The 14,947-nt window shown below is 72.0% G+C and carries 10 protein-coding genes; 2 read left to right on the top strand and 8 right to left on the bottom strand.

Annotation, left to right across the window (positions count from 1 at the left end; all coding sequences use genetic code 11):
* Positions 1–22 precede the first annotated feature (22 nt).
* From ACGFZF_RS23415 to ACGFZF_RS23385, 7 genes are all read right to left on the bottom strand, one after another.
* Positions 23–1,594, bottom strand: coding sequence for an APC family permease (locus tag ACGFZF_RS23415; protein ID WP_393556941.1), 1,572 nt, complete (start codon positions 1,592–1,594; stop codon positions 23–25).
* Between the two features lie 249 nt (positions 1,595–1,843).
* Entirely contained in the window at positions 1,844–3,301 is a 1,458-nt protein-coding gene (locus tag ACGFZF_RS23410; RefSeq protein WP_393556939.1) for an aldehyde dehydrogenase family protein, read from the bottom strand.
* Positions 3,298–5,037 carry an amidohydrolase family protein gene (locus ACGFZF_RS23405; RefSeq protein WP_393556937.1) on the bottom strand — a complete coding sequence of 580 codons (1,740 nt, stop codon included), beginning with the start codon at positions 5,035–5,037 and terminating at the stop codon, positions 3,298–3,300. The genes ACGFZF_RS23410 and ACGFZF_RS23405 overlap by 4 nt, the downstream gene beginning before the upstream one ends.
* A 168-nt stretch (positions 5,038–5,205) precedes the next feature.
* A complete protein-coding gene (locus ACGFZF_RS23400) occupies positions 5,206–6,330 on the bottom strand; it encodes an LLM class flavin-dependent oxidoreductase (RefSeq protein WP_147979345.1) in 1,125 nt (374 codons plus the stop codon).
* Positions 6,331–6,484: 154 nt separating this feature from the next.
* Positions 6,485–7,246: an SDR family NAD(P)-dependent oxidoreductase gene (locus ACGFZF_RS23395; protein WP_147978427.1), complete on the bottom strand. Its 762-nt coding sequence runs from the start codon at positions 7,244–7,246 to the stop codon at positions 6,485–6,487.
* 15 nt (positions 7,247–7,261) lie between these two features.
* Positions 7,262–8,182, bottom strand: coding sequence for a TIGR03619 family F420-dependent LLM class oxidoreductase (locus tag ACGFZF_RS23390; protein WP_393556935.1), 921 nt, complete (start codon positions 8,180–8,182; stop codon positions 7,262–7,264).
* 157 nt (positions 8,183–8,339) lie between these two features.
* Positions 8,340–9,557, bottom strand: a complete 1,218-nt coding sequence (locus tag ACGFZF_RS23385) for an amidohydrolase family protein (RefSeq protein ID WP_393556933.1) — start codon at positions 9,555–9,557, stop codon at positions 8,340–8,342.
* Positions 9,558–9,700: 143 nt separating this feature from the next.
* Between ACGFZF_RS23385 and ACGFZF_RS23380 the strand changes: the two genes are divergently transcribed.
* A complete protein-coding gene (locus ACGFZF_RS23380) occupies positions 9,701–12,679 on the top strand; it encodes a BTAD domain-containing putative transcriptional regulator (protein ID WP_393556931.1) in 2,979 nt (992 codons plus the stop codon).
* 200 nt (positions 12,680–12,879) lie between these two features.
* Positions 12,880–13,089 carry a hypothetical protein gene (locus ACGFZF_RS23375; protein WP_393556929.1) on the top strand — a complete coding sequence of 70 codons (210 nt, stop codon included), beginning with the start codon at positions 12,880–12,882 and terminating at the stop codon, positions 13,087–13,089.
* Positions 13,090–13,340: 251 nt separating this feature from the next.
* Here ACGFZF_RS23375 and ACGFZF_RS23370 read toward each other — a convergent pair whose 3' ends face one another.
* Complete coding sequence (locus ACGFZF_RS23370) at positions 13,341–14,885, bottom strand: FadD3 family acyl-CoA ligase (protein ID WP_393556927.1); 1,545 nt, start codon at positions 14,883–14,885, stop codon at positions 13,341–13,343.
* Positions 14,886–14,947 lie beyond the last annotated feature (62 nt).

Below are 14,947 nucleotides of genomic sequence, written 5' to 3'. Positions count from 1 at the left end.
CCGGCGCCGGATCCGTGCGCGGTCAGTCCGCGACGACCAGCGAGGGGGTCTCCTTGGTCAGCACCTCGCCGCGGAAGAAGGCGGGGCTCCTGCGCTGCATCACCAGCATGATCACGACGCCGAGCAGCAGCAGTCCGACACCGATCACGAAGACCGAGCCGACGCCGAGGACCGCGGAGCCGCTGCCGTAGGCCGGGTCCCACATGTCGTAGAGCGTCTTGCCGAAGACGGCCGTCAGCAGGAGGCCGCCCAGGACCGGGCAGAGACCCTTGTAGACGAGGTCGCGGCCGGAGCGGAAGAGCTCCTTGCGGAAGTACCAGGCGCAGGCGAACGCGGTGAGCGAGTAGTAGAAGCAGATCATCAGGCCGAGCGCGTAGATCGTGTCGACCAGGACGTTCTCGCTGACCAGGGTCATGACCGTGTAGAAGACGCCGGTGGCGACACCGGCGATGACGGTGGCCTTGCCGGGGACCTTGAAGCGCGGGTGGACCTTCGCGAAGGACGCGGGCAGGGCCTCGTACGCCGACATCGCCAGCACGGTACGCGCCACCGGGATGAAGGTGGTCTGGAGGCTGGCCGCCGCCGAGGCGAGGACCGCGACGAAGAGCAGGATGCCGAGGGCCGGGCCCATGACGGGGCCGGCGAGGGCGGCGAAGACGTTGTCGGAGGTCTCCGGGTTCGCGAGGCCCAGGCCCTTGTCGCCGGAGCCGACGGCCATCTGCGCGGCGATGCCGGTGGCGAGGTAGGAGGCGACCAGGACGACCATCGCGACCAGCGCGGCCCGGCCCGGCGTCTTCTCGCTGCCGGTGGTCTCCTCGTTGGTGGCCAGGCAGGCGTCCCAGCCCCAGTACATGAAGATCGACAGCGACAGGCCGGCGGTGAAGGCTGCGAAGGACTGGACGGCGAACGGGTTCATCCACGACCAGGAGAAGTCCAGGCCCGTGTCGAAGGTGCCGCTGCCCGCCTTCTGGAAGGCCATGGCGACGAAGAGGACGAGGACGACGAGCTGGAGGCCGACGAGGGCGTACTGGATGCCCTTGGTGGCGGTCATGCCCCGGTAGCTGATCGCGGTGGCGACGGCGATGAGCGTCAGGCAGGTGAGGATGTGGACGGCCTTGTTGTCGTCCAGGGCGGCGATCGACGGATCACCGGTGATCTCGCCGGCCAGCAGCCAGAAGTACGAGGTCGCGACGCCGGCCAGGTTGGACAGCACGATGATCGTCGCGATGACGAGACCCCAGCCGCACATCCAGCCGATGCGCGGCCCGAAGGCCTTCACGGTCCAGGTGAACGAGGTGCCGCAGTCGGGCATGACCTTGTTCAGCTCGCGGTAGGCGAAGGCGACCAGCAGCATCGGCAGGAAGCCGGCCAGGAACACCGCGGGCATCTGCAGGCCGACCTCGCCCGCCGTGGAGCCGAGCGTGGAGGTCAGGCAGTAGACGGGGGCGACGGTCGAGATGCCGATGACGGCGCTGCCCAGCAGCCCGACCGAGTTGCCGCCGAGTCCCTTGGTGCGTACGCCCTGAGTGTCGCCCGAGGCGGGGACGCCCCTTACCGTGTCTCCGGCCTGGGGCCGTGCATCCACCTGAGTCATGAACAGGACGTTAAGTGCTGCGGTTTCCACATCCGGAATGTCGAAATCCACTCGCGCCATCGATCTTCACCTTGCATTGCGAGGCGAAATCCGTGCATCTACCAACGATTGGAAGATCCACTGACGGGTCGAGCCGACCGATCGGTAGGCGTACCGATCGGTGTCCGATATGCGGGAACCGCAGCTGAGCCCGGAATGTCCGATTTCAAAATTTCCCGCGGTATTTTCCGGCCCGTTCCCCAAGCATGATCAACCGGGCCAGACCACCGCCTGCAGCTCGCTGTAGGCGTGCAGGGCGTACGAGCCCACGTCCCGCCCCACCCCGCTCTTCTTGAATCCGCCGAAGGGGGCCTCCATGTTCCGCCCCACGGTGTTCACGCCGACCCCGCCGGCCCGCAGCCGCGACGCGACGCGGAACGCGCGGGCCGTGTCCCCGGACCAGACGTAGTCGATCAGCCCGTAGTCGCTGTCGTTGGCCAGCGCGATCCCCTCCTCCTCGTCGTCGAAGGGGACGACCACGACGACCGGTCCGAAGATCTCCTCCCGGACCACCCGCATCGTGTTCGTGCAGTCGGCCAGCAGGGTGGGCGCCACGTAGAAGCCGCGGTCGAGATCCGGCCGCTCGCCGCCGCCGACCACCCGGGCCCCCTCCTTGCGGCCCAGTTCGACGTACGACTCCACGCGGTCGCGGTGGGCCGCCGAGATCACCGGGCCGACGACCGTGCCCCGCTCCCTCGGATCGCCCACCTTCATGAACGCCAGGTAGCCGGTCAGCTTCTCGATCAGACGGTCGTGGATCCCGCGCTGGGCGAGCACCCGGGTCGGGGCCGTGCAGATCTGCCCGCTGTAGAAGGCGAAGGTGGTGCCGATGCCCGTGACCGCCGCGTCCAGGTCGGCGTCGTCGAGGACCAGGGCCGCGCCCTTGCCGCCCAGCTCCATCAGCTGCCGTTTCATGTCGCGGCCGCAGACCTCGCCGATGCGCTGCCCGACGGCCGTGGAGCCGGTGAAGGACACCATGTCGACGTCGGGCGAGTCGACCGCCGCCTCGCCGACCCCGGGAGCCGAGCCGGTGACGACGTTCACGACGCCGGACGGGACGCCCGCCTCCTCCAGCGCCCGCGCCATCGCGTACACGGAGAGCGGGTCCTGCGGCGCCGGCTTGACCACCACCGTGTTGCCCATGGCCAGGGCCGGGGCGACCTTGCCCGCCGGGTTCGCCCAGGGGTTGTTGTACGAGGTGATGCAGGTGACCACGCCGACCGGGCGGCGCACGGCCAGCGCGCCGAAGACCCCGGCCCTGCCCATCGGTCCCGCCTCGTTGATCTGCGGGGGCAGCGCCTGCTCGACCGGCTCCAGGGCGCCGCGCGCGTACCGGCGGAACCGGGAGACGCCGACGGCGACCTGCATCCCGCGGGCGGTCCCGGTGGTCGCGCCGGTCTCGGCCTGGGCGAGGACGGTGAGGCGGTCGGCGTCGCGGGCCATGATGTCCGCGGCGCGGTCCAGGATCGCGGCGCGCTCCTCCGGCCGCGTCCGGGACCAGGTGCCGAAGGCCGCGCGGGCGGCGGCGGCCGCCTCGTGCACCTGGGCTCGGGAGGCTTCGGGGGCGAGGCCGACGACCTCCTCGGTGGCCGGGTCGATCACCTCGTAGTGCCCGCCGTCGGGCTCGGTCCACGTGCCCCCGATGAAGAGGCTCTCGGTACGGGTCATCGCGTCGACACCGTCCTCGTGTCCCGGCCGGACCGCAGCACCCGGCCCGGTATCGCGCCGGTCACCTCGTCGTCGCGGACGGTCTCCACGCCGTTGACGCGGACCGAGACGATGCCGACCGCCCGCGAGTCCAGCCGGGGGCTGTCGCCGGGCAGGTCGTGCACGAGGGTCGCCGGTCCGGCGTCGATGCGCTCGGGGTCGAAGAGGACCAGGTCGGCGTGGAATCCCTCCTCGATCCGGCCCCGCTCACGCAGCCCGAAGAGCCGGGCGGGGTCGTCGCTGAGCATCCTCACCGCCTGCTCCAGCGGGACCAGCTTGCGGCCGCGCAGGCAGTCGCCGAGGAATCGGGTGGTGTACGGCGCCCCGCACATCCGGTCCAGGTGGGCGCCCGCGTCGGAGCCGCCCAGCAACACGTCCTCGTGCTCCCAGGTCTCGCGGCGCAGCGCCCAGGAGGCCGGGTCGTTGTCCGAGGGCATCGGCCACAGCACGGTCCGCAGGTCGTCGTTGGCGCAGATCTCGACCAGGCACTGGAAGGCGTCCTGGCCCCGCTCGGCGGCGATGTCCCGGACGACGCGGCCGGTCAGGCCCTCGTTCTCGGCGCTGTACGTGTCCCCGATGACGTAGCGGTCGAAGCGGGCGAGACGCCGGAAGACGCCGGCCTCGCGGGAGTCGGCGCGGCGGAGCATCTCCGTCCGGACCTGCGGGTCGCGCAGTCGCGCGACCCGTTCGGGCACCGGCAGGGCCAGGATCTCGCCCCAGCCGGGGATGAGGTTGAGGGCGCAGAAGGTGCCCAGCGACATGTTCATCGGGGTCAGGATCGGCATGGTGAGGGCGACGATCCGGCCGCCGGACTTGCGGGCGCGCTCGGAGGCCACGAGCTGGCGCGGCACGCGTTCCGGCACGGCGGCGTCGATGGTGAGGACGTTCCAGTTGAGCGGCCGGCCGGCTGCCGCCGTCATCTCGACGAAGAGGTCGATCTCGGCGTCGGAGAACTGGTCGAGGCAGCCGGCGAGGATCGCCTCGATCTGGGTTCCCTCGTGCTCGCCGACGGCTTTGGAGAGCGCGATCAGTTCCGCCGGGGTGGCGTGCCGGGAGGGGACGGGGGCGCCGTCCCCGTCGGAGTGGGTGGCGGACTGGGTGGTGGACAGGCCCCAGGCGCCCGCGTCCATGGCCTCGTGGAGGAGCCGTTCCATCGCCCGCAGCTGCGCGTCGGTGGGCTGCCCGCCGACGGCGTCGGCGCCCATCACGTACCGGCGCAGGGCGCAGTGCCCGACCATGAACCCGGCGTTGACGGCGATCCGCCCTTCGAGGGCGTCGAGGTACTCGGCGAAGGAGGACCAGGACCAGTCGACCCCGTCCTCCAGGGCCGCCAGGGCCATGCCCTCGACCTTGGACATCATGCGGCGGGTGTAGTCGGCGTCCTCGGGCCGGTCGGGGTGCAGGGGGGCGAGGGTGAAGCCGCAGTTGCCGCCGGCGACGGTGGTGACGCCGTGGTTCATGGAGGGGGTCGCGAAGGGGTCCCAGAACAGCTGGGCGTCGTAGTGGGTGTGCGGGTCGACGAACCCCGGGGCGAGGACGAGCCCGGTGGCGTCCTCGCTGCTCGCGGCCTGTTCGGTGACGGTGCCCGGCTCGGCGACGAGGGCGATCCGCCCGTCCCGTAGACCGACGTCGGCGACGCGGGCGGGGGCGCCGGTGCCGTCCACGACGGTGGCCCCCTTGATCAGGTGATCGAGCATGACGTCCCTTTCCTCACGTGGACCACATGGACGCGCCCCGGCCGGGGACGCGGTAGCCGGCCGCGGCTACGACGTCCCCGACCGGGGCAGGTACGGAGCGGCGGTCCGGGAAGACACCGCCCCGCGCTCGCGGGTGGGAGGGGCACCGGGAGGGCCCGCCCCGCCCCGTCAGGAACCCGCGGCCTGGCGGAAGCGGGTGGTGCGGTGGACGGGGTCCGTGTCGATCTTGGGGATCACGTGCTCACCGATCAGCTTGATCGTGTTCATCGTGTCCTCGTACGAGACCCCGATCGGCAGCCCGAAGGACAGCTGGTCGGCCCCGGCCTGCTCCCAGCGCTTGCACTGGCGCAGCACCTCCTCCGGGTCTCCGCAGATCATCAGCTCCTCGGCGATGAGGAGTTCGATGATCTCCGCGCTGTACTCCGGCAGGAGTTCGGGCCACTCGGGGATGCCCTCGGGCCGCGGGAAGGTGTCGTGGTAGCGGAAGAGCAGCGACTGGAGGTAGTTCAGGCCGCCGCCGACCGCGATCTCGACGGCCTTGTCGTGGGTCTCCGCGCAGATCGCGGTGGAGGTCACCATGACGTTGTCGTTGACGAAGTCGCCGACCGCCTTGGCCTCCTTGATCGCCGTCTTGTACGACTCGACGACCCACTCCATGTCGGACACCTTCTGCACGCTGAAGCCCAGGACGCCCAGGCCCTTCTTGCCGGCCATCGCGTAGGAGGAGGGCGAGCCGGCGGCGTACCACATGGCCGGGTGGGACTTGCCGTACGGCTTGGGCAGGATCTTGCGGGGCGGCAGGGACCAGTGCTTGCCCTGGAAGCCGACGTACTCGTCCTGGAGCCACATCTTGGGGAACTCGGCGATCGTCTCCTCCCAGATCTCCTTCGTGTGGTTCATGTCGGTGATGCCCGGCATGAACCCGAGGATCTCGTGGGAGCCCGCCCCGCGGCCGGATCCGAACTCGAAGCGGCCGGCGGAGAGGTGGTCGAGCATGGCGACCTTCTCGGCCACCTTGACCGGGTGGTTCACGGGTGCGAGGGGGTTGAAGATGCCCGAGCCGAGGTGGATCCGGTCGGTGGCGTGGGCGAGGTAGCCGAGGTAGACGTCGTTCGCCGACAGGTGGGAGTACTCCTCCAGGAAGTGGTGCTCGGAGGCCCAGGCGTACTTGAACCCGGATCGGTCGGCCTGGATGACGTACTCGGTCTCCTCCATCAGCGCCTTGTGCTCGGCCTCGGGATCGGTCTCGGCGCGCTTGCCGACGTATCCCTGCACGAAGATCCCGAATTCCAAGGGGTTCACCGTCCTCGTTATTTCTGACGTACCGTCAGATTCTCGATGTGCCCGACTTTCGCACCGCCGCGCGGGTGCGTCAATACCTGATGACCCGTCAGCCAAGTCCGGTCCGGGCGGGGCCGGGGAGGGGCGCCCGGACGGGAGCGAAAGGTCAGAAGAGGCTGACGCCGGCCAGCCAGCCGCCGTCGACCACGAACGGCTGGCCCGTGATGTAGGCCGAGTCCTCCCCGGTCAGGAACAGCGCGAGGGCCGCGACCTCCTCCGGCCGTCCGATGCGGCCGAGCGGCACGAGCTTGCGGTACAGCTCCTCGGTCGCCGCCGGATCCACGCCCTCGGGGTTGCTCATCGGGGTGTCGATCGCACCGGGGCAGACCGCGTTGACCCGGATGCCCCGCCCGGCCAGTTCCAGGGCCGCGACGCGGGTGAGCCCGAGGACGGCGTGCTTGCTGGCGGCGTAGGCGCCGACACCCGCCATGCCGGTCAGACCCGTGTACGAGGCGGTGTTCACGATGGTGCCGCCGCCCGCCTCGGCGATCTCGGGCGCGACGGTACGGATGCCCAGGAAGCAGCCGACCTGGTTGACCTGCACGATGGCCTGGAACTCGTCGAGCGGGGTGGCGACCAGCTCGTTGAACCGCAGGATGCCCGCGTTGTTCACCAGGCCGTCGATCCGGCCGAATCGCTCGCGCGCGCGGGCGACGGCCGCGGACCAGTCCTCCTCCCGGGTGACGTCGAGGCGGACGTACGCGGCCCGCTCCTCCCCCAGCTCCTTGGCCAGCGCCTCACCGGCGTCGTCGAGGACGTCCCCGAGGAGGACCTTCGCGCCCTCGGCGACGAAGAGCCGCGCCTCCTGCTCGCCCTGCCCGCGCGCCGCGCCCGTGATGACGACGACGCGCCCGTCCAGCTTGCCCATGCCCTGCCACGCTCCTCAGCTCAGGTGTGGTGCGACCTCCGCGGCGAACGCCGCCATCTGGTCGACGAGTTCGGTACGGCTCCGGGAGCGGAACCGGAGCTGGATCTGATGCACGCCCATCTCCCCGTACGCCCGCAGCGACGCGGCGATGTCCTCCGCCTTGCCCGTCAGGGTGCGCCGCCCGACCTCCCAGCCGGCCTCGCCGACGTAGAGCGGCTCGACGATGGCCCCCACCGTGATCGGGGCCTCGACGCCGGCCTCGGACCGCAGCCGCAGCAGCTTCGCGATCTGGGCGGGGAGCCGATCGCGCGGATCGCCCTGGGGCAGCCAGCCGTCCCCCCGCACCGCCGCCCGGCGCACGGCGGCCGGCGACGATCCGCCGACCCAGACGGGCACCCGCTCCTGGGCGGGCCGGGGCCGCTGCCCGAGGTCCTTGAAGGCGAAGCGCTCGCCGGAGAACTCCGGGTACTCCTCCGGCCCGAGGGCCGACTTCAGCGCGTCGATCGTCTCGTCGAGGACCCGCCCGCGGCCGGCGAAGTCCGCGCCGACGGCGTCGAACTCCTCCTCCACGTGCCCCGCCCCCACCCCGAGGACCAGCCGCCCGCCGGAGAGGTGGTCGAGGGTCGCGTACGCCTTGGCGGACACCAGTGGATGCCGCAGCCCCACGATCGCGACGTGCGAGAGCAGCCGGACCCGCTCGGTGGCGGCGGCGAGGTAGGAGAGCGTGGCGACCGGGTCGTACCAGACGGTGCCCATGGGCCCGGCGAGCCGGCGCGGGATGGCGACGTGGTCGCAGCTCGCGATGTAGTCGAAGCCGCCGCGGTCGGCGGCCCGGGCGATCTCGACGAGATCCCCCGGACCGGCCCCGGCCTCCCATGCCTCGGCGTAGAGGGTGCTCTGCGACTGGACCGGGAGCTGCATCCCGTACGACACCATGGACTCCACCCCTCAACTGACGATCCGTCAGATAAACGAAGGAGCCCATCGTCATCGCTGACGGACCATCAGGCAAGGGGTGCGCCGGGCCGCTTTGCCGCGCGGAGCCGGCGCGCCACCGGGCCGCCGTGGGCCCGCTGAGACCGGCACGGCACCCCTACGGACGCCAGAGTCCGTCCGGCGTCAGCCCCAGCAGCTCGATCGCGTTGCCGCGCACGATCCGCTCGACCACGTCCGGGGCCAGGTGCCCCATCTGCGCCTCGCCGACCTCGCGGGACTTGGGCCAGGTGGAGTCGGAATGCGGGTAGTCGGTCTCGTAGAGGACGTTGCCGGCACCGATGGCGTCGAGGTTCCGCAGGCCGAACGCGTCGTCGAAGAAGCAGCCGTACACGTGCTCGGCGAAGAGCTCCGACGGCCGGCGCAGCACCTTGTCCGCCACGCCGCCCCAGCCCCGGTTCTCCTCCCAGACGACGTCCGCGCGCTCCAGGATGTACGGGATCCAGCCGATCTGGCCCTCCGCGTACATGATCCGCAGGTTCGGGAAACGCTCGAACTTGCCGCTCATCAGCCAGTCCACCATCGAGAAACAGCAGTTGGCGAAGGTGATGGTGGAGCCGACGGCGGGCGGGGCGTCCGCCGAGGTGCTGGGCATCCGGCTCGACGAGCCGATGTGCATGGCGACGACGGTGCCGGTCTCGTCGCAGGCCCGCAGGAACGGGTCCCAGTAGTCGGTGTGCACCGACGGCAGCCCGAGGTGCGGCGGGATCTCGGAGAAGGCGACGGCCCGCACGCCCCGGGCCGCGTTGCGGCGGACCTCGGCGGCGGCAAGCTCGGCGTCCCACAGGGGCACCAGGGTGAGCGGGATGAGGCGGCCGGCCGCCTCGGGGCCGCACCACTCCTCGACCATCCAGTCGTTGTAGGCGCGGACGCCGAGGAGGCCGAGCTCACGGTCCCCGGCCTCGGTGAAGGTCTGCCCGCAGAAGCGCGGGAAGGTGGGGAAGCAGAGCGCGGACTGGACGTGGTTCACGTCCATGTCGGCGAGCCGGTCGGGGACGCGGAAGGAGCCGGGGCGCATCTGCTCGTACGTGATCACCTCCAGCCTGATCTCGTCCCGGTCGTAGCCGACGGCGGTGTCGAGCCGGGTGAGCGGGCGGTGCAGGTCCTCGTACACCCACCAGTCGCCGATCGGCCCGTCGTCGCCGGGAGCCCCCATGACAGGGGCGAACTTGCCACCGAGGAAGGTCATTTCCTTCAGGGGGGCGCGGACGACGCGCGGACCGGTGTCCCGGTACTTCGACGGGAGCCGGTCCTGCCAGACGTGCGGAGGCTCCACGGTGTGGTCGTCCACCGAGATGATCTTCGGGAAGGTCTCCATGTCCGTCACGGTAGCGCCGATCTGACGACCCGTCAGCTAGTCGGGGGGCGGATCCTGTGCAGACGGTCACCCGATGCTGACGCGCGGCCCACGGACAAGGCAGACTGTCTTGGGCGAAACCAGCGGTACGGGCAGGGGGAGCTATGGACCGTGAGAACGGCTCGCGGGTACCGGAGCAGCGGACTCCGGCGACGGGTTCCGAGGACACCGGCCGGGAGCAGGCCGCCGATCTGCGCTTCGGCGTGCTCGGACCCGTGCGGGCCTGGCGGAACGGCGAGGCGCTCCCCTCGGGCTCGCCGCAGCAGCGTGCGCTGCTCGCGGCACTGCTGCTGCGCGACGGACGCACGGCCACCGCCTCCGAGCTGATCGACGCGATCTGGGGCGAGGAATCGCCCTCGCAGGCGCTGGCCGCCGTGCGCACCTACGCCTCACGGCTGCGCAAGATCCTCGACCCCGGCGTCCTGGTCAGCGAGTCCGGCGGCTACGCCATCAGGGCGAGCGCCGACTCCCTGGACCTGAGCGTCGCCCAGGAGCTGGCGGCCGAGGCCGAGAAGCTGCGGTCGTCCGGCGACCGCGCCGCGGCCCGGGCCCGGCTCAACAAGTCCCTCGGCCTGTGGGACGGCGAGGCGCTCGCCTCGGTGCCCGGACCGTACGCCGAGAACCAGCGGACGCGCCTGGAGGAGTGGCGGCTGCAGCTCCTGGAGACCCGGATGGACATGGACCTGGAGGTCGGCGCGCACGCGGAGGCGGTGTCCGAGCTGACCGCCCTGACCGCGGCGCACCCCCTGCGGGAACGGCTGCGCGAACTGCTGATGCTGGCCCTCTACCGCAGCGGACGGCAGGCGGAGGCGCTGGCGGTCTACGCGGACACGCGCCGCCTCCTCGCCGACGAGCTGGGCGTGGACCCGTGCGCCGAGCTGTCCCGCCTCCAGCAGCGGATCCTCCAGGCCGACGCCGAGCTGGACCGGCCGGTGGAGGATGCCTCCCGGGCCGCGCCCCCCGCCGCCCGGCCCGCGCAGCTTCCGGCGACGGTGCCCGACTTCACCGGCCGCGGCTCCTTCGTACGGGAGCTGGGCGACCGGCTCGCCACCGCCGAGGGCTCCGTGATGGCCGTCTCGGCGCTCGCGGGCATCGGCGGCGTAGGCAAGACCACTCTCGCGGTGCACGTGGCGCACGAGGCCCGCCCGCACTTCCCGGACGGCCAGCTCTACGTCGATCTCCAGGGCGCGGGCTCGCGGGCCGCCGCGCCGGAGACCGTGCTCGGCGCCTTCCTGCGGGCTCTGGGCACCCCTGTCGAGGCGATCCCCGACTCGCTGGACGAGCGGGCGGCGCTGTACCGCTCCACCCTCGACGGCCGGCGGATCCTGGTCCTGCTCGACAACGCGCGCGACGCCGCCCAGATCCGGCCGCTGCTGCCGGGCACGGCGGGCTGCGCGGCCCTGGTGACCAGCCGGATCCGGATGGTGGACCTGGCCGGCGCGCACCTGGTGGACCTGGACGTCATGTCCCCCGAGGAGGCGCTCCAGCTCTTCACCCGGATCGTCGGCGCCGAGCGGGTGCAGGCGGAGCGCGAAGCGGCGCTGGACGTCGTGGCGGCCTGCGGCTTCCTGCCGCTGGCGATCCGCATCGCCGCCTCCCGGCTGGCGGCCCGCCGCACCTGGACGGTCTCGGTGCTGGCCGCCAAGCTCGCCGACGAGCGGCGCCGGCTGGACGAACTCCAGGCGGGCGACCTCGCGGTCAAGGCCACCTTCGAACTCGGCTACGGCCAGCTGGAGCCGGCCCAGGCCCGCGCCTTCCGCCTGCTCGGCCTGGCGGACGGCCCGGACATCTCGCTCGCGGCGGCGGCGGCCGTCCTGGACCTCCCGCCCCATGACACCGAGGACCTCCTGGAGGCCCTCGTCGACACCTCCCTGCTCGAGTCGGCGGCCCCGGGCCGCTACCGCTACCACGACCTCGTCCGCCTCTACGCGCGTGCGTGCGCGGAGCGCGACGAACACCCGCCGGTGGAACGGGATCTGGCGCTGTCGCGGCTGCTGGACTTCTACCTGTCGACCGCGGCGCGGGTGTACGCGATCGAGCGGCCGGGCGACCGGACGGTCGCGCACCTGGAGGCCACCTCGCACGCGGGGCTGGCGTTCGCCGACCACGCCGAGGCCCTCGACTGGCTGCACGCCGAGGCGGACTGCGTGCTGGCCTGCGTGCAGCAGTCCCTCGGGCCCGCGTCCCTGCGCCGGGCCGTCGACCTCCTGATGGCGACGAAGGACCTGGCCGAGTCGGGCATCAACGCCCGGCGTTACGAGATGGCGACCGTGGCCGCCCGGGACGCCGCCCGCACGGCCGGCGACGCCCGCTCCGAGGGCCGGGCCCGCACCACGCTGACCCAGGTGTACAGCACCGCCGGCCGGTTCGAGGAGGCCGACGGGGAGGCGCATCTCGCCATGGACCTCGGACAGGCGTCCGGGGATCCCTGGACGTGCGGGAACGCGCCCAACGAGCGGGGCATCCTCGCGCTGTACGAGAACCGGCACGCGGACGCCGAAGCCCACCTCTCGCGTGCCCGCGACGCCTTCCGCGCCGACGCGAACCGGCCCGGCGAGGCCAGCGCGCTGTGCAACCTGTCCCGCGTGCACCTGGCCACCGGCCGTGTCGCCAGTGCCGTCGAGCTCGCCGAGCAGGGCATCACGATCTACGAGAAGGCCGAGACGGGCCTCGCCCTGCGCCTCGCCAACGGCAAGTACGCGCTCGGCCTGGCGCTCACCGCGTCCGGCCGGACCGTCCAGGCCCGGGCCGTCCTCACCGAGGCCCTCCACGTCTTCCAGGAGAGCCGCCAGCAGTTGTGGCACGGGATGACCCTGTTCCGGCTCGCCGAGGTGCACCTGGCCGACCGCCGGTACACGGCGGCGGCGGCCAACGCCGAGCAGGCGCTGTCCGTGCTGCACGGCATCGGCGGGGAGTGGCGCCGGGCCAACGTCCTGACCGTCCTGGGCCAGGGACTCGCGGCGCTGGGCCAGACGGACCGGGCCCGGGTGTGCTGGACCGAGGCACTGTCGGTGTTCGACGGACTGGGTTCGCCCGAGGCCAAGGCCGTCCGCGTCCTGCTCCACCCGGCGGCGGTCGCCTGACCCGGACGGGCGTTCATCATTCGTTTATCGCCGCACGGCATTCTCGTGCATGTCGATCCGCCGCGTCGGGGGGCAGACGGATCGCCATGAGGCCCCACCACTAAGGTGATCGGCCCTGGACGGTCCGCCCGGCGATCCGCGGGGGAATTGCCGGGCGGACATGTCAGTACCACCAGCCGAACGACTTCAGGAGCTGCTCCATGGCCGACAACCTCAAGCCCACGGACTCGCACGCGACGGGCGAGGAGTTCACGACGCTCGACTCGCACGCCACCGGCGAGCCCATCAAGCCGCTGGACTCGCACGCCACCGGTGGGGACGTCACGACGCTCGACTCCCACGCCACCACGGAGCCGATCAAGCCGATCAAGCCGCTCGACTCCCACGCGACGGGCGAGCCCCTGACGTAACCGAGGCGAGCCGGCCCACGGGGGACGAGGGCCGGCGCACCACGGGGGGACGGCCGCGGCGACGCCATCGGGGGAGTCGCCGGAGCCGTGAAAGTCCGGCAGTGGAGGCATCGCGTGCTCGGGGGACGTCTGCGGGGCCGGGGGGACCCGCCAGGCAGGGACCGGTGCACCGCGACCGGACGGTACGAGGGAGGGGCCGGGCAGTCGCCCGGCCCCTCCGTCGTACCCGCGTTCGGCGCCGGGTGCGGCCGCTACGCCCGCGCCCGCAGTTCCCCCTTCACCACCTTGCCGCTCGCGTTCCGCGGCAGCTCCCCCACGAACTCGACCGCCCGGGGGACCTTGAAGTTCGCCATCTCCCGCCGCGCCCAGGCGATCAGGTCGTCGCCCGTCACCCGCGCCCCGGGCCGCCGGACCGCGAACGCCTTGCCGACCTCCCCGAGCCGGGGGTCGGGGATGCCGATGACCGCGACGTCGGCGATGTCCGGGTGCAGGCCCAGGAGTTGTTCTATCTCGGCCGGATAGGCATTGAAGCCGCCGACGATGAACATGTCCTTGACCCGGTCGGTGATCCGCAGGTTCCCCGCCTCGTCCAGGACGCCCACGTCGCCCGTGTGCAGCCAGCCGTCGGCGTCGATCGCCCGGGCCGTCTCCTCCTCGTCCTCGAAGTAGCCGCGCATCACGTGGTGGCCCCGCACCAGGACCTCGCCCGCCTCGGACAGACGGACCTCGGTGTCCGGGATGGGGCGGCCGGAGGTCGTCGCGACGACGTCGGCGGGGTCACCCCGGCGGCACATGGTGACGATGCCGCTCGCCTCGGAGAGGCCGTACGCGGTGAGCACCGTCGCCACGCCCAGTTCGCCGCGGAGCCGTTCCACCAGCCGGAGCGGGACCACCGCGGCGCCCGTGACGACCAGGCGCAGCGACGCGAGGTCGTACGCGGAGCGGGAGGGGTGGTCGAGCAGCGACTGGTGGAGGGTGGGCGGGCCGGGCAGGACCGTGACGCGTTCCGAGGCGATGTTCGCGAGGACGGTGTCCACGTTGAACACCGGCTGCGGGATCATCACGGCGCCCCGCATCAGGCAGGCGATGATCCCGGCCTTGTAGCCGAAGGTGTGGAAGAAGGGGTTCACGATCAGGTAGCGGTCGCCCTCCGCCAGCCCGGCGAGCTCCGACCAGATCGCGTAGCAGCGCAGGGTCTGGGCGTGGCTGATCACCGCCCCCTTGGGCCGGCCCGTCGTCCCCGAGGTGTAGACGAGGTCCGAGGGGTCGGACGGGGAGATCGCGTCGGCCCGTGCGCGGACCTGCGCGGACGTGATCCGGTCGCCTTCGGCCAGGAACGCCTTCCAGGTCAGGTAGTCGTCCGGGGCGCTGTCCCCGAGCACCACCACCCGCTCCAGATGGGGCAGGGACACCTCGGCGCGGCGCAGTGAGGCGACGTACGAGGTGCCCAGGAAGGTGCCCGTGACGAACAGCAGCCGGGCGCGCGAGCGCTCCAGGACGTAGGCCGCCTCGGTGCCCTTGAAACGTGTGTTCAGAGGCACCAGGACGGCACCGGCGGTGACCGCGCCGAGCGCGGAGACGATCCAGTCCAGCGTGTTGGGGGCCCAGACGGCGACCCGGTCCCCGGGCTCGACCCCGGAGGCGATGCAGGCCGCCGCCGCCCGTTCGACCCGTTCGCCGAGCTCGCCGTACGACAGGCGCGTGCGGCCCTCGATCACCGCCTCCGCGTCCGCGTACCGTGCGGCGGCCGACCTCACCAGCCGCGGGATCGACCCCCATTCCAGGTCGCCGCGCATCTCCACCACTCCCTTCAGCTGACTATCCGTCAGATTAGCTGTAGCCTGACGCGCTGTCAGCA

Origin of the sequence: Streptomyces sp. NPDC048338 (assembly GCF_043201055.1) — a bacterium.
GTDB lineage: Bacteria > Actinomycetota > Actinomycetes > Streptomycetales > Streptomycetaceae > Streptomyces.
This window is presented reverse-complemented; position numbering and strand designations above follow the sequence as displayed.